15 protein-coding genes are annotated in these 19127 nt (G+C 71.7%); 9 read left to right on the top strand and 6 right to left on the bottom strand.

All coding sequences use genetic code 11. The features are described from left to right. Positions 1-25 precede the first annotated feature (25 nt). From RM788_RS10710 to fxsT, 3 genes are read left to right on the top strand one after another with little or no spacing between them, the layout of a single operon-like run. A complete protein-coding gene (locus tag RM788_RS10710; RefSeq protein ID WP_315931451.1) occupies positions 26-1507 on the top strand; it encodes a VMAP-C domain-containing protein in 1482 nt (493 codons plus the stop codon). Further along, complete coding sequence (locus RM788_RS10705; RefSeq protein ID WP_315931450.1) at positions 1504-2550, top strand: AAA family ATPase; 1047 nt, start codon at positions 1504-1506, stop codon at positions 2548-2550. Before RM788_RS10710 ends, RM788_RS10705 begins: the two co-directional genes overlap by 4 nt. Further along, on the top strand, positions 2547-6833 hold the full coding sequence (gene fxsT / locus RM788_RS10700) for an FxSxx-COOH system tetratricopeptide repeat protein (RefSeq protein ID WP_315931449.1): 4287 nt from the start codon (positions 2547-2549) through the stop codon (positions 6831-6833). The genes RM788_RS10705 and fxsT overlap by 4 nt, the downstream gene beginning before the upstream one ends. Here fxsT and RM788_RS10695 read toward each other — a convergent pair. The 3 genes from RM788_RS10695 to RM788_RS10685 all read right to left on the bottom strand — a co-directional run bounded on the left by RM788_RS10695 (position 6830) and on the right by RM788_RS10685 (position 10264). Beyond that, positions 6830-8608: an HEXXH motif domain-containing protein gene (locus tag RM788_RS10695; protein WP_315931448.1), complete on the bottom strand. Its 1779-nt coding sequence runs from the start codon at positions 8606-8608 to the stop codon at positions 6830-6832. The two genes, fxsT and RM788_RS10695, sit on opposite strands and share 4 nt — an antisense overlap. A 20-nt stretch (positions 8609-8628) precedes the next feature. Then, a complete protein-coding gene (locus RM788_RS10690; RefSeq protein WP_315931447.1) occupies positions 8629-8808 on the bottom strand; it encodes a hypothetical protein in 180 nt (59 codons plus the stop codon). Positions 8809-9028: 220 nt separating this feature from the next. Next, positions 9029-10264 (bottom strand): YbiU family protein, encoded by a 1236-nt coding sequence (locus RM788_RS10685; RefSeq protein WP_315931446.1) that lies wholly within the window; start codon positions 10262-10264, stop codon positions 9029-9031. 81 nt (positions 10265-10345) lie between these two features. Here RM788_RS10685 and RM788_RS10680 point away from each other — a divergent pair, with 81 nt between their 5' ends. From RM788_RS10680 to RM788_RS10660, 5 genes are all read left to right on the top strand, one after another. After that, positions 10346-11440 carry an ROK family protein gene (locus RM788_RS10680; RefSeq protein WP_315931445.1) on the top strand — a complete coding sequence of 365 codons (1095 nt, stop codon included), beginning with the start codon at positions 10346-10348 and terminating at the stop codon, positions 11438-11440. A 127-nt stretch (positions 11441-11567) separates the two neighbouring features. Beyond that, positions 11568-12137 (top strand): molybdenum cofactor guanylyltransferase, encoded by a 570-nt coding sequence (locus RM788_RS10675; RefSeq protein WP_315931444.1) that lies wholly within the window; start codon positions 11568-11570, stop codon positions 12135-12137. A 45-nt stretch (positions 12138-12182) separates the two neighbouring features. Next, positions 12183-13265, top strand: coding sequence for an AAA family ATPase (locus tag RM788_RS10670; RefSeq protein WP_315931443.1), 1083 nt, complete (start codon positions 12183-12185; stop codon positions 13263-13265). A gap of 44 nt (positions 13266-13309) precedes the next feature. Continuing rightward, positions 13310-14206 (top strand): DUF58 domain-containing protein, encoded by an 897-nt coding sequence (locus RM788_RS10665; protein ID WP_315934606.1) that lies wholly within the window; start codon positions 13310-13312, stop codon positions 14204-14206. Continuing rightward, entirely contained in the window at positions 14206-15180 is a 975-nt protein-coding gene (locus RM788_RS10660) for a VWA domain-containing protein (RefSeq protein WP_315931442.1), read from the top strand. Before RM788_RS10665 ends, RM788_RS10660 begins: the two co-directional genes overlap by 1 nt. On the opposite strand, the gene RM788_RS10655 is transcribed toward RM788_RS10660, so the two are convergent. Further along, entirely contained in the window at positions 15165-15884 is a 720-nt protein-coding gene (locus RM788_RS10655; protein WP_315931441.1) for a helix-turn-helix domain-containing protein, read from the bottom strand. The two genes, RM788_RS10660 and RM788_RS10655, sit on opposite strands and share 16 nt — an antisense overlap. Before the next feature lie 191 nt (positions 15885-16075). Between RM788_RS10655 and RM788_RS10650 the strand changes: the two genes are divergently transcribed. Further along, a complete protein-coding gene (locus RM788_RS10650; RefSeq protein WP_315931440.1) occupies positions 16076-16906 on the top strand; it encodes a class I SAM-dependent methyltransferase in 831 nt (276 codons plus the stop codon). Between the two features lie 4 nt (positions 16907-16910). On the opposite strand, the gene RM788_RS10645 is transcribed toward RM788_RS10650, so the two are convergent. Beyond that, the gene (locus RM788_RS10645) at positions 16911-17786 is read right to left on the bottom strand and encodes a TAXI family TRAP transporter solute-binding subunit (RefSeq protein ID WP_315931439.1); all 876 of its coding nucleotides are present in this window, start codon (positions 17784-17786) and stop codon (positions 16911-16913) included. Next, the gene (locus tag RM788_RS10640) at positions 17783-19126 is read right to left on the bottom strand and encodes a sensor histidine kinase (RefSeq protein WP_315931438.1); all 1344 of its coding nucleotides are present in this window, start codon (positions 19124-19126) and stop codon (positions 17783-17785) included. Before RM788_RS10640 ends, RM788_RS10645 begins: the two co-directional genes overlap by 4 nt. Between the last annotated feature and the right edge of the window lies 1 nt (position 19127).

The following is a 19127-nucleotide window of genomic DNA, read 5'->3' as shown; positions in this document are numbered from 1 at the left end:
AGCAGGTGCGAGAGGGAGGTGGGGCATGCGATTACCGACCGGTCCGGACACTTCGCAGAAGATCCTCGTGGACGCGCTGGAACAGGTCCAGGTGCTGCGCGATCCCAATGGCCGGATGCTGTGCCTCGACCTGCTCGCCGACCGGCTGGGCTTCTCCCTCCAAGCCCAGGTCCTCCCGACGACGCGCCAGCACCTCTTCAGCATCGTGCTCGCCTGTCGCAGGCACCGGTCGGGGTTGGCCGCGCTGCTCGACGTGCTCGACCAGATGGAGCCGGGGTCGGAGGCGGTGCGCAGGGCGTACCACGTGCTGGACGGCATGCGCGCCGCAGACCTGCTGGCCGACCGGGAGCGGGAGCGACTCCTCGACGTGTTCTCCCACGTCACCTGTTCGCACGTGGCCGCGCTGTGCCGGACCGCCGCGGGGCTCGCCGCTCCCGAACCGTCGGAGGAGCCGAGGGACCTGGTCGACGCGCTGGTGTACCTGGAGCAGCTCAACGCCCGGTCGGACGGGATCCCGCCGGTGGTGGTGTTCGTCGAGCACCTCGCCAGGCATCTGGACGGACCGTCGTCGGACCAGCTCAAGGAGTGGAACGACCAGCAGGCGCGGAAGTTGGGCGTCATCGACCAGTTGCGGTCGGTGCGGCACCAGGCCGTCGATGTCGTCCTCCACCACGAGCACGTCGAGGCGTGCCTCGTGCTGCGGATCGAGCGGTACGGCATCGAGCGGAACGTCTACGTCCTGACCGACTGGCGGCAGATCGATCCGACGGGGTGGTACCCCCAGCGCGGTGAGGACTTCACCGGCACCCTCGCGGAGATCGAGGCCCAGGTGGCCGAGCTCGTCGAGGAGGCTGAGGTCTACTGGGCGCGGCACGCCGCGTTGATCCGGATCGAGTTCCTGCTGCCCCACGAGCTCCTCAACCTCCCCGTCGACCAGTGGAAGCTCGAGGCGAGCACTGATCTGCCGCAACCGCTCGGCCTGCGCTACCAGGTGGTGCTGCGCAGCCTGGAACGGGCGCGCACCCACCGCTGGCACCGGAACTGGAGGCACCGGTGGGCGAAGCTCCACAGCGATCAGGGGCAGTCGTCCAACGGCCGTCCGATGACGCACTGGTGCTCCTCGAGGACGCGGGACCTGAGGGGCCTCGAAGCTCTGCTGATCGTGCGCGACGAACTGGTGTCGCTGGTGCTGAGCGCACCGCCGCCCGCGGCACAGGCCGCAGTCGTCGACGAGGTCGTCATCGGACTCCGCAACGGTCTCCCCGTGATCATCTGGCATCGCGACGACGGTTCGCACCGTCCGTTCGACGCTGCGGTGCGCCCGCTGCTCAACGGCTTGGGCGACCTGCCGGAACGGGTCCGGCAGCTGCGTGGCCGAGCGCCCGGTGCCGCCCGCTCCACGGGGCGGATCGGCGGGCACGTGTCGCTGATCTGGGACGACCCCGATCGGCCCGTCGAACCTGTGGAGCTGCCCATGGCTCCGTGCAAGGAGGTACCCACCCCATGAACCCCGCGGACACTTCCCCCGATGGCGACCCGCGATGGTGGATCTACCGCGGCACCGGCCAGCCCCGGCAGGAATCGGACCCCACCGCCGTCCTGCCTCCACCGCCCTCGTGGCGGACCTTCGACGGCGGCCCGGTCATACCACCGGTCGATCTCACCGGCGGGCAGGCGGAGTACGAACGGCGGCTGGGCGTCGCGTCCGCGGTCCGCATGCAGGACATGCCGACCGACGAGGTAACGATGGTCAACGCTGCCCTGTACCTGCGCAGGCCATTGCTCGTGACGGGCCGTCCGGGGACCGGGAAGTCCAGCCTCGCCTACAAGGTCGCGCGTGAACTGCGGCTCGGCCCGGTCCTGCGATGGCCGATCAGCAGTCGCAGCACGTTGCAGGAAGGCCTTTGGGAGTACGACGCGATCGGTCGCGTGCAGGCCGCTGCGGCGCAGCGCGACCAGGAGCCCGACATCGGAGAGTTCGTGCACCTGGGGGCGCTGGGTACGGCTCTGCTGCCCTACCGGACGCCGAGGGTGCTGCTGATCGACGAGCTGGACAAGTCCGACATCGACCTCCCCAACGACCTGCTGAGCGTCTTCGAGGACGGCGAGTTCCGGATCCGACCGCTGCTGCGGATCGCCGGACGCCAGCCGGACGTCCGCGTGTTCACCGCGGACCAGGACAGCGCCGCCGTGGTGCACCGCGGTTTGGTGCGCTGCAACGCTTTTCCGATCGTGGTGGTGACGAGCAACGGGGAAAGGGAGTTCCCGCCCGCCTTCCTGCGCCGATGCCTGCGGCTGGAGATGCCGGATCCGACGATCGAGCAGCTGGCGAACATCGTCGCGGCACACTTCCACGGTGCGGAACTGACCCACGCAAGGGAACTGATCCGGTCGTTCGTCGACCGCAGCGCGCGTGACGGCGGGCTGGCTGCGGACCAGTTGCTGAACTCGGTCTACATGGCGACATCGGGTGCCTACGCGGACGACGGCAGCTGGCGGCGGCTGTGCGACGCGCTCTGGCGTGAACTGGGCGTGGCGGGAGTGGAATGACCGCGGGGCGGCGGGGGCGCATCGGCACAGGTCAGCTCAGACCGGATGAGCTGGCCGACGCGCTGTGGCTCGCCACCCACATCCGGGAGGCGCAGGGTGGTCCGCCGCGGCGCCGGTCGGAAACGCCCGCCGAGCCCTTCGACCCCCCGACGTCACCCGACTCCGAACCGCCGGAGCGGTCGGACCGCGATCCCGCGGGCGGACCGGCGGGTCGCGACCCCGGCCGGATCCAGCTGTCCGCGGAGGCCGTCAGGTCATCGGGCCCGCCGGGTTCGGACCGCCGGGGGTGGGTGCGGTGGTCCGGTACGTCGCAGCTCCCGGACGCCCGTGCGATCGCACGGGCTCTGAGGCCGTTGATGCGGACCGTTCCTTCACCGGTGGACCAGGTCCTCGACGAGGAGGCGACCGCGGTCCGCGCAGCGGAGGAAGGGCTTTGGCTGCCCGAACGACGGCCCGCGCAGGTGCACCCGTTCGACGTCGTGCTGGTGGTGGACGACAGCGTGTCGATGCGGATCTGGCACCGCTGCGCTGCGGAGTTCCGCGGGTTGCTGCAACGCCAGGGGGCGTTCCGGGACGTGCGGATGGCCCGACTCGACACCGACCGGACCGGGAACGGTCTCGTGCTGCGCGGCCCGTCCGTTCGCTCGTCGGTCCAGGCACCCGCGATGGTGACCGATCCGACCGGACGCCGGATCGTGCTGCTGCTCACCGATGGGGTCGGGGCGAGTTGGCGGACGGGTGGTGTCCACGACCTGCTGACCAGGTGGGGGCGGAACGGGCCAGTGGCGGTTCTGCAGGTTCTGCCATCGGGCATGTGGGCGTCGTGGTCGGGCATCACGACGCGGATGGCCAGGTGGAGCAGCCCGGCAGCCATGCTTCCCGCGGTGCGCTGGACCGCGACACCGGTCGAGACCGGTGTGGCCGACGACGGGCCGGGGGTGCTGCCGGTTCCGGTGCTGGAGCTCGATGGCAGGTGGTTCGGCCGCTGGGTCGACCTCGTGACTGCAACTGGATCGGGTGAAGTGGAACTTCCCGCCCTTCGGGTGACTGACCCGGACCACGGGGAAACGGGGGCGGAGGTGGCGCTCGACCCGGTGGAACGGGTGCTGCGCTTCCGGCGGATCGCGACCCCGACCGCGTTCCGCCTCGCGGTGCTCTTCGCGGCTGCTCCGCTGTCGATCCCGATGATGAGGGTGGTGCAGGAAGCGCTGATGCCCGCGTCCACCGCGGCACACCTTGCGGAGGTCTTCCTCGGCGGTCTGATCAGGCCGTACACCCATTCGGTCAACGGGTACGGATCAAGCGTGCTCGACTACGATTTTCACCCCGGTGTCCGGTCCGAGCTACTGGCGGGCGGGGCGAGATCCGATACCTCCTCCGTATTCCGACTGGTAGAGGATTTTCTGGGGGCGAGGGTCGAGGCGGTCGGCAATCTCCGCGAAGTCCTGAGCGCGCCCGACACCGCCGAAATTCCGGTTCTTTCGGTAGCGGCCCTCCCCTTTGTGCATCTACAACACGATGTCCTACGTGCACTTTCGGGACCGTACGTCAGGAGAGCGATCACCCTTGCGGGTGTACTTTCCGCAGATAGTGGTAACTCTGAACTTGTTTCGGCTGGTAGTCAGCCGGTAGGTTCGTCGCCCGCCCGAAGGGCGTCAGTCCCACGACCGTGGCCGGCTGGACCGATAAGAAATACCGATGGGGTGGCTCGCATTCATGCGCACCGCGATGACGACGTGACCGCACTCAGCACGCACAGCGATGCGGTATCGCCGCACACACGTCCCGCGGAGCAGCCCGCCGTGCTCGGGGCCGTACCGCTCCGGAACGTCAACTTCACCGGCCGCGCCGAACTGCTCGACGACCTCCACACCCGGCTCAACCAAGGCGACCCGACCGCGGTCCTGCCCGAGGCGCTGCACGGCCTCGGGGGCATCGGCAAGTCCCAGATCGCGGTCGAGTTCGTACACCGCCACATGTCGGACTACGACCTGATCTGGTGGATCTCCGCCGAGGACGTCGACCAGATCCAAGCCGCGTACGTGAACCTCTGCATCCGGCTGGGACTGCGCGCCGAGCCCGCGGCCGACACTGCGGTTCCCGCGGTCCTGGAGGCTTTGCGGGTCGGTGAACCGTACCGCCGCTGGCTGCTGATTTTCGACAACGCGGACGCGCCGGAAGACGTCCGCAGGTACTTCCCGCACGGAGCGGGACACGTCCTGATCACCTCGCGCAACGCGAGCTGGGCGAGCGTCGCTTCCTCGTTGTCGGTCGACGTCTTCACCCGCGAGGAGAGCAGACGGCTGTTGCAGCGGCGCAACCCGGATCTCCCCGACGCCGATGCGGAACGCCTGGCCGAAGTGCTCGGGGATCTGCCGCTCGCGGTGGACCAGGCCGCCGCGTGGCGCGCCGAGACCGGCATGTCCGCCGACGAGTACGTGGAGCTGTTCGAGGACAAGCGGGCCGAGCTGCTCAGCATCGACCCGCCGCCCACCGACTACCCGCTTACGGTGGCGGCCGCGTGGAACATGTCGCTCGACCGCTTGCGCGAGCAGCACCCCGCCGCGCTGGAGCTGCTCCAGGTCTGCTCGTTCTTCGCCCCCGAGCCGATCGCCCGCAAGCTCCTCGCGGGCGTCAGGAACCTGCCGTTCCCCCAGGCCTTGGCCGACGCGCTGCGCAACCCGGTGCTGCTGGGTCGTGCGATTCGGGAGATCAACCGGTACAGCCTGGCCAGGATCGACCACCGCAGGGACACCATCCAGCTCCACCGGTTGGTCCAGACCGTGCTGCGCAGCCAGATGAATTCCGAGGAGCAGCAGCGGATGCGGCACGTCGCGCACCTGCTGCTCGCCAACGGCGACCCCAATCAGCCCGAGGACGTCAGCCACTGGCAGCGCTACCAGGAATTGCTGCCCCACGTGCGCGCCACCCGGCTGGTCGAGGGTGACGACGGATGGGTGCGCAAGCTCGCCATCAACATGGCGAACTTCCTGTTCGCCTGGGGCGACCCGGAGCGCGCACGCGAGCTGGCCGCCGAGATGGTCGAGATATGGAAGGGGGACTCCGAGTTGGGCGAGGACGACCTCGACACGCTGATTGCCAGTCGCTGGCACGGCCGCGCGCTGCGGGCGCTCGGCCGCTACGCCGAGTCCGGCCGGATCGCGGAGCACACCCTGGAGCGGTTGCAGGCGACGCTTGGCGACGATCACGAGGAAACCCTGCTCACCGCGCACGGCGTGGCGTCCGACCTCCGTGCACGGGGCGAGTTCCAACGCGCGCGCCTGCTCAACGAGGACACCTACCGCAGGGCTCGCCGCGCGTTCGGCGACGACGACCCGGAAACGTTGAGGGCGGCCAACAACTACGCGCTGAGCATGCGGCTGACCGGCGATCTCCAGGCGGCCAGGGCGCTGGACGACGACACCTGGCGTCGCCGTGCCATCACGCTCGGGGACGATCACAGGTTCACCCTGCTCACGCTCGACAACCTCTCCGTTGACCTCCGCGAATGCGGCGACTACAACGGTGCGTGCAGGTTCCAGGAGGTCACTGTCCAGAGGTTCCGGGACGTTGTCGGCAGCCACAACAGCCTGAGCCTGTCGGCCATCAAGAACCTGTCGGTCGCCCGGCGCAAGGCGGGGGACCACGAAGGCGGCAGGCTGCTGTCGGACGAGTCCTACCGCGGACTGCTCGACCGGTACGGCGCACGTCATCCCGATGCGATGTCCGCAGGCATGAACCACTCGGTGTCGCTGCGCCAGACCAAGGACCTGAAGGGTGCGCGGCAACTCGGTGACAAGGTGTGGAGCCTGTACCGGGACGCGATGGGTGAGGATCACCCGTTCGCTTTGGCGGGCGCCACCAACCTGGCGGTCACCCTTCGCCTCCTCGGAGATCCGGGAAGGGCGAGGGAGATCAACGAACGCGCGTTCGAGCGGTTCGAGCAGGTGCTGACCCCGGACCACTTCTTCACCCTCGTCTGCGCGACCAACCTCGCCAGCGATCTGCACGCCATGGGGGAGTTCCAGGCCGCGTACGACATGGACGTCGTCATCAGGGAGCGGTCCGAGCGGGTGCTCGGCGCAGACCACCCGTCGACGCTGGCCCTGGATGCCAACATCGCGCTCGACCTCCGCGGGCTTGGTGAGACCGGCAGGGCCGAAGAGGTCCAGGGCGATGTGGTCACGCGTTTCCAACGCGTCCTCGGTCCAGGGCACCCCGCGAGCATGGGCGCCATGCAGAACATCCGCGCCGACTGCGACATCGACCCGATGCAGATCTAGGTCACGCCGATCCAGGCGGCCAGTCGGATCGGGTCGGGTGCGGAGCCCGACGACCGCAGAACCTTGCGGTACACGGCTTTGACGAGTTCCGGCCGGTGCAGCAGGGCTGCACCGGCCGGTTTTGCGTGGAGGGCGCGGCCGAGCCCGGCCCACGCGCAGGCGTCATCGGATGCGTCGCGCACGAGTTCGAGATAGCCGCGCGCTGCGGCACTGACATCACCTGCCACCAGGGCGATGTCGGCGTCGGTGGTGCCGGGGATGATCCGCGGGTCGTCGCGGATGGCCGCGAACTGGTCCGGGTCGGCGAGCATCGTGCGGGTCAACGTCATGCGCGGCGTGGGATCGTCCGGGACCTCGGCGGCCGGGACCATGGTCGGCCGCGGTTCCGGGTGGAGGGGCCGTGGTACCGAGGTGAGCCACGCGTCCGCGAGGAGGGCGACGTGGAGCGGATCGGGTCGCAGGTGTCGAAGCCGCCAGGTCGCGTGGTGGTCGGCCGCGGCGAGCCGCGCGGCCGACAGCGAGTCTGCGGGAACGGGCTCGGCGCACCAAGCCGAGAGCTGCTCCGACATGGCGGCGACGAAGCGGCGCCCGAGGCTCGTGAGGTTGGACGCTTCCCCCAGGGTTCGGGTCGCGCGGCGCGTCTGCTCGCGCCAGTGCGCGAACTCGAAGTGGGCCAGGGGCGTGTTGTCCACCCGGCGTTGCACGCGCCAGAACCCGGCGACACCGACGAAGGAGTAGCTGCCGTGCAGGAGCCCGCCGAACGGGCGGGGGTCGTCGCGCCAGGGTGCGTAGAACCGGCGGCCCGAGTGGTCATCGCGGTGCAGTTCGACCAGATCCAGGAGAGCGCAGAGCTTGCTGTGCTGGAACTCGTGGACAAGCGTTGCCGCGAAGTCGACGGCACTGGACGGCAGGGACAGCGCGACGCACCCGAAGGCGTCCTGGGCTGATGCGCTGTACGGTTGGAACCTTCCCGATGGCAGCCTCGGCACCAGCACGGTCAACCCGGTGGCAAGCGCGTCGGCGGTCGCCGCGTGGTGTTCGGTGAGCAGTGTCCACGTCCGGGTCAGGCAGTTCTGCCACCGGGCGACCTCGTCCCCGTCCAGTCGAGCGGGTGGCAGGCGTTCCCCGAACCCGCGGAACGGGTCCAGGTCGTCGAGCAGGAGGTCCACCGCCGGGACTCGGAGTCGACGGGTGGCGCACCAGCCCTCGGCATCGGCCGTGAGATCGCCCTCGACCCGAACGGTGCCGGTGGCGCCGCGGACGCGAAGCCCTCCGTGGCCTCCGCTGACCGTGGCGATGCCCCATCGCCGCCGTTCGCCGTCGATCCGGGCCAGTCCGATGGTGGGCAACGTGACGGTTCCGTCAACTAGAGGCACGTCCAGCGCGAACCGCAGTCCAGCGTGGATCGCGGCCGCCGCGGCCACGCAGTGCAAGTACCCCAAGGTGACCCAAAGTGGTGCTGGGTCAACAGCGGTCCGCCGCAGCCTGCGCAGGGCGTGGACGACCCAAATGCCGACGACGGGATGGCGCAACAGCCTGTCCACGACGTCGGGGCGTGCTCGCTGGACTTCGACCAGCAGTTCCCACGCGACGCTCACGTGCGACAAAGGGCCTTGGGCCTCCGGCTGGGCGTCCGCCGAGTCGAGTACCGCGCGCAGGAGTGCGAGGTGCTTGCTGTGGTTGGTCGTGACCAGGTGCCTGATCGAACTCGGTCCACCGCCGCCGGTGGCGAGCGCGTCGAATTCCGCTCTGGGCAGTTGATGGGGGCGGGTCACCTCCCCTCAGCCGATCCGCTTCACCTCTTGCGGCTCACGTTGTTCTCGAGAACACCGCGAGGAGCGTGTTCGGTGCGGGCCACGAGTCGGGCGACCGAACCGACCAGTACCGGTTCGGTCGTCCTCCTCAACTCCGCCAAGGACAATCCGGCCAGGTCGACCAAGTCGGTTTCCAGATCCGCCGCAGGGTTTCCCGTCATGTCGATCCCTCCTACGCAATGGCGACGACACATCCCCATCATGCATGACAACGGGCTTCGAAGTCAGCGCCACTGGAGGTAAGCATCGGAATGCGGCGTCCTGTGCCATTCGGAGGAGTCCGACCCGACAGGTGTCCGCAATTGTCGTATCAGCGGCACGACTTCGTATTCGGCGCGTGGGCGGATCACGACTTGAATGCGGCCGATCGCGACTACAGCGCTAAGCCTTCAGCCCGAGTTGCGCGCGGCCAACGGGGGACAGTTCGGCCGTGCTCGGGCGGCCCGTCCACGACACCTCGTAGTCCTCCGCCGCGAAGTCCGTCGGGCTCGTCCCCGCCAGGAACGCCTCGCCGCACTTCGCCGCGTAGGCGGCGTTCTTCGGGCAGTGCGGGCTGGCCGGGATGTACATGACGTTGCCCCAGCCCTTCTGGCCGGTCACCTCGCCGACCGAGTGGATCAGGTCGCCGTGCCACCAGACCGTGTCGCCGGGCTCCACGGCGGGGATCGGGGTGAGGGCGGGGGTGAGGAGCGGGTGCCACTCGGGGCTGATGGGCAGCGCCTGGCCGTTGGCCGCGCCGCAGAGGTCGTCGTCGGCGACGTCGTCCTGGAGGGCGCGCAGCAGCACGTAGGCCATGGCGGAGGGGATGGGGACGGTGTGCAGGACGCCCTCGGTGGGCTCCATGTCGGACAGCGCGGTCCAGCCCTGGAACGTGCGGAACGCCGAGCACATGACGGTGGACTCGAACTCGTGCACCTCGGTGCGGTGCGCGCCGTCCCACGGGTCGTAGGCGTCCACGTCGCCGTCGAACACGTGGCGGAAGACGTCCTGGTAGGCGGGGAGCAGCCAGCGCTCGACGGAACCGGAGTCGGTGTGCGGCGAGAGGCCGCCGGAGGTGGCGCCGGGGGCGCGGCGGCGGACGCGGTCGGGGTAGGCGGTGTCGCGGGTGGGGTCGAACCAGACCCGGCCCTCGGACTCGTGCTTCCAGAAGCCGTTGAGGAAACCGCGGACGGCGACCATCGCCGCGTCCTCGCGCGCCTCCATCTGGGGCTTGGACCAGTAGATCGGGAAGATCGACGGCTTGCCCGCCGCGAGGCCGCCGAAGACGCCGTCGTCCACGTACTCGTAGGTCTTCTCGAACTCGTTGCGCTCCAAGTAGGACACCAGTTCGCGGTCCCACGCCTCGGCGCGGGCGCGGGGGAAGGTGCCGCGGACGACGGCGCAGCCCCGGCGGCGGACGGCGGCGACGACGTCGGCCGGGACGGTGCCCGCGGCGATGTCCTCGTAGCGCACCACCGGCCACACCTGCTCGCCGCGCGAGCGGGCGGCCACGACGTCGTCGACCTCGGCGCGCACCAGTTCCTCGGCGCGGGCGAACGCCTTGGCCGGGTCGCCGAGCCGTTCCCTGAGCGCGGCCTTGGCGGAACGGATGGCGGCGGGCATGTCCGGGGGTGTCATCGAGGTACCTCCGCGATTTGGTAAGGTGACCTAACTAGAACGTTGCCCTACCGTAGACCCGCCTACGGAGAGGACGCAAGAGTGGTGTTGCCCCAGGTCGTGCTGCGCGAGGCGACCGACCGCAAGCTGTTCGACGAGGTGGTCGGCCGCGAACGCGCGACCAGGGCCGAACTCGCCACCGCCACCGGCTTCTCCAAGCCCACCGTCTCCGAGTCGGTCCGCAGGCTCACCGAGGGCGGCCTGTTGACGGCGACCGGACCGCAGGAGACCGGACGCCGCGGCCGCGTCGGCACGTTCTACGAACTGGGCACCGCGGCGGGCTGGGTGCTCGCCGTCGAGGTCGACCAGTCCGGCGTGCAGGCCTGGTCCGCCGACCTCGCGGGCCGCGTCCTGCACCGGCACACCCGCCCGCCCGGCGGCGCGGGCGACACCGGCGCGCTCGCGAAGGCGCTGCGCGCGACCGTGGTGGCGGCGCTGCGGAAACCGCCCGCCGGACCGCTGCGCGCGGTCGCGGTGTCGATGGCGAACCCGGTCCACCCCGTCACGCGCGAGGTCATCGCGCTGCCCGGCTCGCCGTTCCCGGAAGGCCTGCTGAGCCCCGCCGACGTGCTCGCCGACCTGGTGGGCGCGCCCGTGCTCGTCGACAACGACGTGAACCTCGCCGCGCTGGCCGAGCAGCGCTTCGGCGACGCCGCGAGCTTCGCCTACCTCTACGTCGGCGCCGGTCTCGGACTCGGCCTGTACCTCGGCGGCCTGCTGGTCCGCGGCGCCCACGGCCTCGCGGGCGAGGTCGGCTACCTCCCCGGCGCGGGCTGGCGCACCCTGGCCACCGAACTCGCGGCCGCCGGACTCGGCCGCTCGGACGCCCCCTCCAACGACGTGGCGGCCGTTCTGCGGGCCCTGGACGCGGGCACCCCGCGGGTGTTGATGGCACTGGTCGCCGCCGTCGCCCGCGCGGTCGCCTCCGTCACGGCCGTGGTCGACCCCGAAGTCGTCCTCCTCGGCGGCCCGCTCGGCACCCACCCGGCACTGCTGGACCCGGTGCGCACGGCGGTCGCCACCCTGTCGTCGAGCCCGACCCGCCTCGCCCACGGCACCCTCGGCGCCCTCGCCCCCCTCCACGGCGCCACCCGCCTGGCCCTCGACCACGCCATCACCACCGCCCTCACCACCTGAGCGTTCGACACACCCCGCCTGAGCGTTCGACTCGCGCGAAAAACCTCAAACCACTCGCGAGTCGAACGCTCAGGCACCCCGTGTCGAACGCTCAGACACCCCGGAAGGTGGGCGCTAGCGTGGTGGGATGACGGAGTGGGCGGCGATCGTGCTCGCCGGAGGTGCGGGGAGCAGGCTCGGCGGGGTGGACAAGGCCTCGCTGGTGGTCGGCGGGCGGACTCTGCTCGACTACGTGCTCGCCGCCGTGGCGGGCGCGGGCCAGGTGGTCGTGGTCGGTCCGGGCGAGGGTGGCCGTGTCGTGTGGACACGGGAGGACCCGCCGGGCGGGGGACCGGTGGCCGGGCTCGCCGCCGGGCTGGCGGCACTGGCCGATGTGGACCTCGCCGTCGTGCTGGCCGTGGACCAGCCGGGCGTCACCGCCTCCACAGTGGACCGTCTGCGCGCCGCCGTCGGCGACGGGGCGGGGGCGGTGCTGGTCGACGCGGGCGGCCGACTCCAGTGGCTCGCGGGAGTCTGGCGCGTCGACGTCCTGCGCGCGGCCATGCCCGGCGAACCCGAGGGGGCCTCACTCCGTTCGGTGCTCCGGCCGCTGGCGCCGGCGGAGGTCACCGCGCTGCCCGGTGAGGCCGACGACGTGGACACGCCGGAGGACCTGTCCACCCTTCACAAGCGCCATACCGGTCGCGCGGTTGACTAGGCTCGCGAAACCGCCAGTGCTGTGTGTGTTCTAGGAGGTTGACACGTGACCGAGTCCGGTCCCGGTACCGAGGGTTCGGCGGGCGAGACGCCCAACACGCCCGCGCGCGACGCCCAGCTGCTCGAACGGACCGTGTTCGAGGTCAAGCGCGTCATCGTCGGCCAGGACCGGTTGGTCGAACGGATGCTCGTCGGCCTGCTGGCGAAGGGCCACCTGCTGCTGGAGGGCGTGCCCGGTGTCGCCAAGACGCTCGCGGTCGAGACCTTCGCGCGGGTCGTGGGCGGGTCGTTCTCCCGTGTCCAGTTCACCCCCGACCTGGTGCCCGCCGACATCCTCGGCACCCGCATCTACCGGCAGAGCAGCGAGACGTTCGACGTCGAACTCGGCCCGGTCGTCGCGAACTTCGTGCTCGCCGACGAGATCAACCGCGCGCCCGCCAAGGTGCAGTCGGCCATGCTCGAGGTGATGGCCGAGCGGCACGTGTCCATCGGCGGCAAGACGTTCCCGATGCCGAACCCGTTCCTCGTGCTCGCCACCCAGAACCCGATCGAGAACGAGGGCGTCTACCCGCTCCCGGAAGCCCAGCGCGACCGGTTCCTGTTCAAGATCCAGGTCGAGTACCCGACCGCCGAGGAGGAGCGCGAGATCGTCTACCGGATGGGCGTCGAGGCGCCCGTGCCGAGCCAGGTGCTCAGCCCGGAGGAACTCGTGCGGCTCCAGGGCGTCGCCTCCCGCGTGTTCGTCCACCACGCGCTTGTCGACTACGTCGTGCGCGTCGTGATCGCGACCCGCGCGCCCAAGGAGCACCAGCTCGACGACGTCGCGGGCTGGGTCGCCTACGGCGCGTCGCCGCGCGCCAGCCTCGGCATCATCGCCGCGGCCCGCGCGCTGGCGCTCGTCCGGGGCCGCGACTACGTGCTGCCGCAGGACGTCGTCGACGTCGTGCCGGACGTGCTGCGCCACCGCCTCGTGCTGTCCTACGACGCGCTCGCCGACGGCGTGCCGCTCGACCACATCATCACGCGCGTGCTCCAGACCGTGCCGCTGCCCCAGGTGTCCGCCCGGCCGCAGCCGCCCACCGGCCAGCCGGTCGCACCCGTGCAGGCCGGGATGGCCGGCAGGCCGTGAGCGCCGGAGAAGTCGGCGAACGCCCGTCCTGGGCTCCGCCGGTGATGCACGGCGGCCGCATGGAGGCCGCCCTGCGCACGCTCGAACTCGAAGTGCGCCGCAGGCTCGACGGGTTGCTCCAGGGCAACCACATGGGCCTGGTCCCCGGACCGGGCTCGGAGCCCGGCGAGGCGCGCACCTACCAGCCCGGTGACGACGTGCGCCGGATGGACTGGGCGGTCACCGCCCGCACGACCGTGCCGCACATCCGCGAGACCGTCGCCGACCGCGAGCTGGAGACGTGGCTGGCCGTCGACCTGTCGCCCAGCCTCGACTTCGGCACCGCCGTGTGCGAGAAGCGCGACCTCGCCATCGCCGCCACGGCCGCCGTCGCGCACCTCACCAGGGGCGGCGGCAACCGCATCGGCGCGCTCGTGTCGACCGGCGACGCGCTGGTCCGCGTGCCCGCCCGTGGTGGCCTCGCGCACTCCCGCGGCCTGATCCGCCGCGTCGCCGAGACCCCGCGCGCCCCCGAGGGGACGAGGGGTGACCTGGCGGGTGTGATCGAGCAGCTGCGCCGCCCGCCGCGCCGCCGCGGCCTCGTCGTGGTGATCTCCGACTTCCTCGGCGACACCGGCTGGCAGCGCCCGCTGCGCGCCCTGTCCGCCCGGCACGACCTGGTCGCGATCGAGGTCGTCGACCCCCGCGACATCGACCTGCCCGACGTGGGCACGGTCGTGCTCGCCGACCCGGAGTCCGGTCGGCAGCGCGAGGTGACCGCGTCCCCGCTGCTGCGCCGGGAGTTCGCCGCGGCCGCCGCCGAGCACCGCGCGGACGTGGCCTCCGGGCTGCGCCAGGCCGGCGCGGGCCACCTGGTGCTGCGCACCGACTCCGACTGGATCGCCGACGTCGTCCGCTTCGTCGTCGCCCGCAAACGCCGCTGGTCTGGAGGAGTCGCCTGATGTTCGGGCTCAGCTTGGGGGCGTTCGCGACTCCGTGGTGGTTCCTGCTGACGATCGCGGTCGCCGCCCTCGCCGTCATCTACGTGGTGCTGCAACGGATGCGCCGCAGGAGGATGCTGCGGTTCGCCAACCTCGAACTGCTGGAGCGGGTCGCGCCGAAGCGGGAGGGCTGGTACCGGCATGTGCCCGCCGCGTTCCTGCTGGTGGCGTTCCTGCTGCTCACCGTCGCGCTGGCCGGGCCGACCGCGGAGCAGAAGGTGCCGCGCAACCGGGCCACCGTGATGCTGGTGATCGACGTGTCGCTGTCGATGAAGGCCACCGACATCAAGCCCAGCAGGCTGGAGGCCGCGCAGGCCGCCGCGAAGTCGTTCGCCGAAGGCCTCACCCCCGGCATCAACCTCGGCCTCATCTCGTTCGCCGGCTCCGCCACGGTCCTGGTCGCGCCGACCACCGACCGCGACGCGGTCAGCCAGAGCATCGGCGACCTGAAGCTCGCCCAGTCGACCGCCACCGGTGACGCGATCGTCGCCGCCATGGCCGCCATCGACTCGTTCGGCAAGGTCGTCGGCGGCGCGGACGGTCCGCCGCCCGCCCGCATCGTGCTGATGACCGACGGCAAGGAGACCGTCGGCACCCGCAAGGCCTTCGACGCCGCCGAGGACGCCAAGACCGCCGGGATCCCGATCTCCACGATCTCGTTCGGCACGGAGGAGGGCGTCGTCGAGATCGAGGGCCGCCGCCAGGACGTGCCGGTGGACGACGACTCGATGAAGGAGATCGCCAAGCTGTCCGGCGGCGAGTTCTTCAAGGCCGCCAGCGCCGAGGAGTTGCGCCGGGTGTACGACACGCTCGGCGAGCAGATCGGCTACGAGAAGAAGCAGGCCGACGCGAGCAAGCCGTGGCTGGTGCTGGGCACGATCCTCGCGATGCTCGCCGCGGCGGGCGCGCTGGTCTTCGGTCAACGCCTGCCCTGACCTCCTTCGGGACGGGTGGTCAGCAGGCGCTGCCAGCGTTCGACGGTCGCCGTCATGTCGTGGTGGGCCAGGTCGAGGAACAGGCTCATGTCGAGCATCCGGGCGCCCGCGGGCGTTCCGGGGCCGAGCACGTCCACGGCCTGCTTGGCGTCGTGCGCCCACTCGGCCATGGACCGCGCGCTGGCCGACCAGGCGTGGATGCCGAGGTGCTGGTTCAGCACGTACCGCTCACGCCTCCCGCCCGCGTCCCGGTCGCGGCGCAGCAGGCCGATGTGCTCCAACGGCCGCACGGCTTTCGAGACCGTCCCCGGACCGACCTGGAGCAGCCGGGCGAGGTCGGCGGCGGTGCGGCCTTCGGTGTCGCTGGTGAGCAGGCAGACGAGCACCCTGGCCATCATCCGCGGGAAGCCGGTCCTGACCATCGTCGCGGTGAACCGCTCGGTGAGCGCGCGCACCGCCTCCGCGTCCCGGCCGTCCGCCTCGGGCGGCGGTGGCGTCGGCGTGCTCCGGCGGGCCCGGACGCCGGTGGCGCGCTGAGCGCGGTCCGCCCGGTACCGCTCGCGGCCGCCGTTGCGGGACACCTCCCGGCTGACCGTCGACGTCGGCCGTTCCAGCCGCCGGGCGATCTCGGCGTAGTTCAGCCCCTCGGTGAGCCACGCGGCGATCTCCCCGCGCTCGTCGTGGGTGAGTCGGCCTCCCGGCACCTGCGCCTCCGATGCGTTGCCGTCGAGGTCGTTGCACCGACCACCGGCGGATCCTGATTGCGTTTCCCGGCAGGGTCATCGCAATTCGGCCTGATACTGCTATGCGCCAACGACAAGCGCGCGTCCGTGCGATTGCCGGTGCCGGAAACACACAGTAGCTTTCCGCCCTCGGCAACGACGAAGGGCTTCCCGTGGGAATCGACGTGCACGACTTCACCTCGGTCCGCTGGACGGGGCTCATGACCTTGTACGGCCGGGCGCTGGACAGCCGCGCGCCCGTGTCCGTGCTGCACGACGACATGGCGGACGACCTGGTCGGGCGGATCGACTACGACTTCGCCGCGCTGCGCGTCGACTCGCTGGTCTGGGCGATCGCCGTGCGTGCGAAGAGGCACGACGACGTCGTGCGCGCGTTCCTCGAAGCCCACCCGGACGCGGTGGTCGTCGACCTGGGAGCGGGCCTGGACACCCGGATGCACCGCCTGGCCCCGCCGTCGACCGTCGACTGGTACGACGTCGACTTCCCGGACGTGGTCGAACTCCGCGCGGGCCTGTTCCCGGCGGACCCCCGCGCGCACGTCGTCGGCGCGGACATCCGCGAACCGGGCTGGCTGACCGGGATCCCGGCCGACCGGCCGACGATCGTCGTCGCCGACGGGCTGGCGGCGTGGTTCTCCGACGCCGAGGTGCGGTCGCTGCTCACCCGGCTGACCGACCACTTCGCCAGCGGGGAGATCGTGTTCAACGAGTACGGCCGGATGCCCGCGGCCGAGGCGTGGGTGGGCCGCCACTACGGTCCGCCGATGCTGCGCGCGGCCGTGTCCGCGTCGCCGTACAAGGGTTTCGACGACCCGCGCCTGCCCGAGCGGTGGATCCCCCGGCTGCGGCTGGTCCAGGAGCTGAGCACCTCACGGGCGCCCGAGGTGGCGCTGCTGCCGCCGTTCATGCGGGCGGTGTTCCGGCTGAGCGCCCGCAGCGAGCGGACGTTCCGCAAGACCCGGATCCTGCACTACCGGTTCTGACCGGTCACCCGTGCAGGTCCCGGTAGGCCGCCGCGGCACCGGGGTGCAGGGGGACGTCGGTGGTGCCGATGAGGCTGCGGACGTCCAGGAACTGGGTGCCCAGCGCCTGGGCCGGGACCAGGGCCGCGGCCTGTTCGACGAGCACCCGCGTGATCGCGTCCGCGACGTCGTCGGGGAGGTCGGGGCGGCAGACGAGCAGGTTGGCCACGCCGACCGTGGGGATGTCGGCGGTGGAGCGGTAGACGCCCGCGGGCACGGACACCGGTTCGTAGACGCGGCCGTAGCGGTCGCGCAGCGCGGTGAGCACGTCGGCCAGCGGCAGCAGGCGGATCGGCACCTCCTCGTCCAACCTGGACAGCGTCGGGGTCGGCAGGCCGCCGGACCACAGGAACGCGTCGATCCGCCGGTCCGCCAGCGCTTGCGCGGCCTCGGCCAGCGGCAGGTGCTCGATCCGGGTGCCCAGGTCCGCCGCGGTGACGAGGCGCTCGCCGAAGACGGTCGCGCCCGCGCCGCGCGCGCCGAGGGACAGCGCGCGGCCCGCGAGGTCGCGCACGGCGGTGGCGGGGTCGTCGGAGCGGACGACGAGCTGGAAGTAGTTCTCGTAGACCCGGCCCAGCGCGCGGAGGTCCGTGCCGGTCGCGGTGTCGGCCAGCGTCAGCGCCAGGTCCGCCCGGTGGTCGCGCAGCAGCGACAGGTTCTCCAGGCTGCCCGCGGTCGCCTTCGGGACCGCGTGCGGGCCCAGCGCCGTGGCGAGGAGGGTGGCGAAGTCGAGGTACAGGCCGCCCTGCTCACCGGCGGCGATGGTCAGCTCGCCGGTCGGCGCGCCCGTGCCGCACGCCGTCAGCGCCAAGGCGCCCAGGAGGAACGTCCGGCGCTTCACAACGGCGGCTCCAACGGCAGGGTGAGGCGCACGCGCAGGCCGTGCGGTCGCGCGGGGGTCAGGTCGAGCGAGCCGCCGCGCGCCGTGGCGAGCCGGTCGGCGATCGCCAGGCCGAGGCCGGTGCCTCCGGAATCGGTTCCACCGCGCCAGAACCGGGTGGTGGCCAGCGCCAGCCCGTCGGGCGGCAGGCCGGGGCCCTCGTCGGCCACCTCGACCCAGGCCGTGCCCGCCGCCCGGTCCGCGCCCATCGTCACGCGCCCGCCCCCGCCGTGCTTGATCGCGTTGTCCAGCAGCACGTCCAGCACCTGGGCGAGGTCGGATTCGGGGCAGCGCACCAGGACCGCCAGCCCGGTCGGCACGTCCGCCTCCGCCGCCCAGAAGTCCGCCCGGTCCGACACGACCGCGCCCAGGTCCGCCAGCGCCGGTTCACGCCCGCCCGCCGCCACCTCCGTCGCGGTGCTGTCCGCCGTCGCCAGCGCCAGCAGACCGTCCAAAAGGGACTCCAGCCGTTCGACCTCCGCCACCGCCGCGCCGCAGGTGTCGTCCGGACCGACCCGCGCGGACAGCGTGTCCATCCGCAACCGCAGTGCCGCCAACGGGTTGCGCAGCTGGTGCGAGGTGTCGGCGATCAGCCTGCGCTGCTGGTCGGCGGCCTCGGCCACGGCGTCGGACATCCGGTTGAACGACTCCGACAGCGCCCGCAGTTCCCGCGGACCGCTGCCGACGGCCACGTGCGCCCGCCGCTGCCCGGACGCGACGGCCCGCACCCCGCCCTCCAGGTCCGCCAAGGGGCGCAGCAGCCACCGCGCCACGACCTGGGCCAGCAGCGCGCACGCCAGCGCGGCGGCCAGCGCGCCCGCGAGCACCCACGCCCAGCCGACCGCGACGTCGGCGGCGGCCCGCTGCGTGGACGCGCGCAGCACCACCACCCCCGCCACCCCGGTCCCGGTGCCGACCGGGCGGGCGAACACCACGGGGTCGGTCGACCACGGGCGCACGGTGGGGGCGGGCGCCGCGGGCTGGTTGCGCAGCGCGGCGTCCAGAGCGGTCGCGAGCGCCGGGTCCGCGGGGTCCAGGTCACCCGAGCGCGCGACCACCCGGCGCTGCCCGTCGACCACCAGCACCGGCTCGTCGTACACGGCGGTGTACGCGGAGATCTCCGCGATCAGCGCCGCCCGGTCGCCGGTCGCCAGCGCCGCGAACCGGTCGAGGTCCGACGTCCGGCTGATCACGAGCCGCTGGGTGCGCTCGGCGGCCGTGCTCGACAGCAGCGGCAGCGCGAACGCGGTGACGGCCGTGGCGGAGAACAGCAGCAGCACGACGAGCAGGCGGCGGCGCATC

This window comes from Umezawaea sp. Da 62-37, from assembly GCF_032460545.1.
Lineage (GTDB): Bacteria > Actinomycetota > Actinomycetes > Mycobacteriales > Pseudonocardiaceae > Umezawaea.
Note: the sequence above shows the minus strand (reverse complement) of the source record. Positions and strands in the feature narration are given on the sequence as shown.

Excerpts from the sequence above, each read along its gene's own strand:
- RM788_RS10660 (WP_315931442.1), top strand. The coding sequence starts at position 14,206 with ATGTTCGGGCTCAGCTTGGGGGCGTTCGCGACTCCGTGGTGGTTCCTG.
- RM788_RS10710 (WP_315931451.1), top strand. The coding sequence starts at position 26 with ATGCGATTACCGACCGGTCCGGACACTTCGCAGAAGATCCTCGTGGAC.
- RM788_RS10640 (WP_315931438.1), bottom strand. The coding sequence starts at position 19,126 with ATGCGCCGCCGCCTGCTCGTCGTGCTGCTGCTGTTCTCCGCCACGGCC.
- RM788_RS10675 (WP_315931444.1), top strand. The coding sequence starts at position 11,568 with ATGACGGAGTGGGCGGCGATCGTGCTCGCCGGAGGTGCGGGGAGCAGG.
- fxsT (WP_315931449.1), top strand. The coding sequence starts at position 2,547 with ATGACCGCGGGGCGGCGGGGGCGCATCGGCACAGGTCAGCTCAGACCG.
- RM788_RS10705 (WP_315931450.1), top strand. The coding sequence starts at position 1,504 with ATGAACCCCGCGGACACTTCCCCCGATGGCGACCCGCGATGGTGGATC.
- RM788_RS10690 (WP_315931447.1), bottom strand. The coding sequence starts at position 8,808 with ATGACGGGAAACCCTGCGGCGGATCTGGAAACCGACTTGGTCGACCTG.
- RM788_RS10685 (WP_315931446.1), bottom strand. The coding sequence starts at position 10,264 with ATGACACCCCCGGACATGCCCGCCGCCATCCGTTCCGCCAAGGCCGCG.
- RM788_RS10665 (WP_315934606.1), top strand. The coding sequence starts at position 13,310 with ATGCACGGCGGCCGCATGGAGGCCGCCCTGCGCACGCTCGAACTCGAA.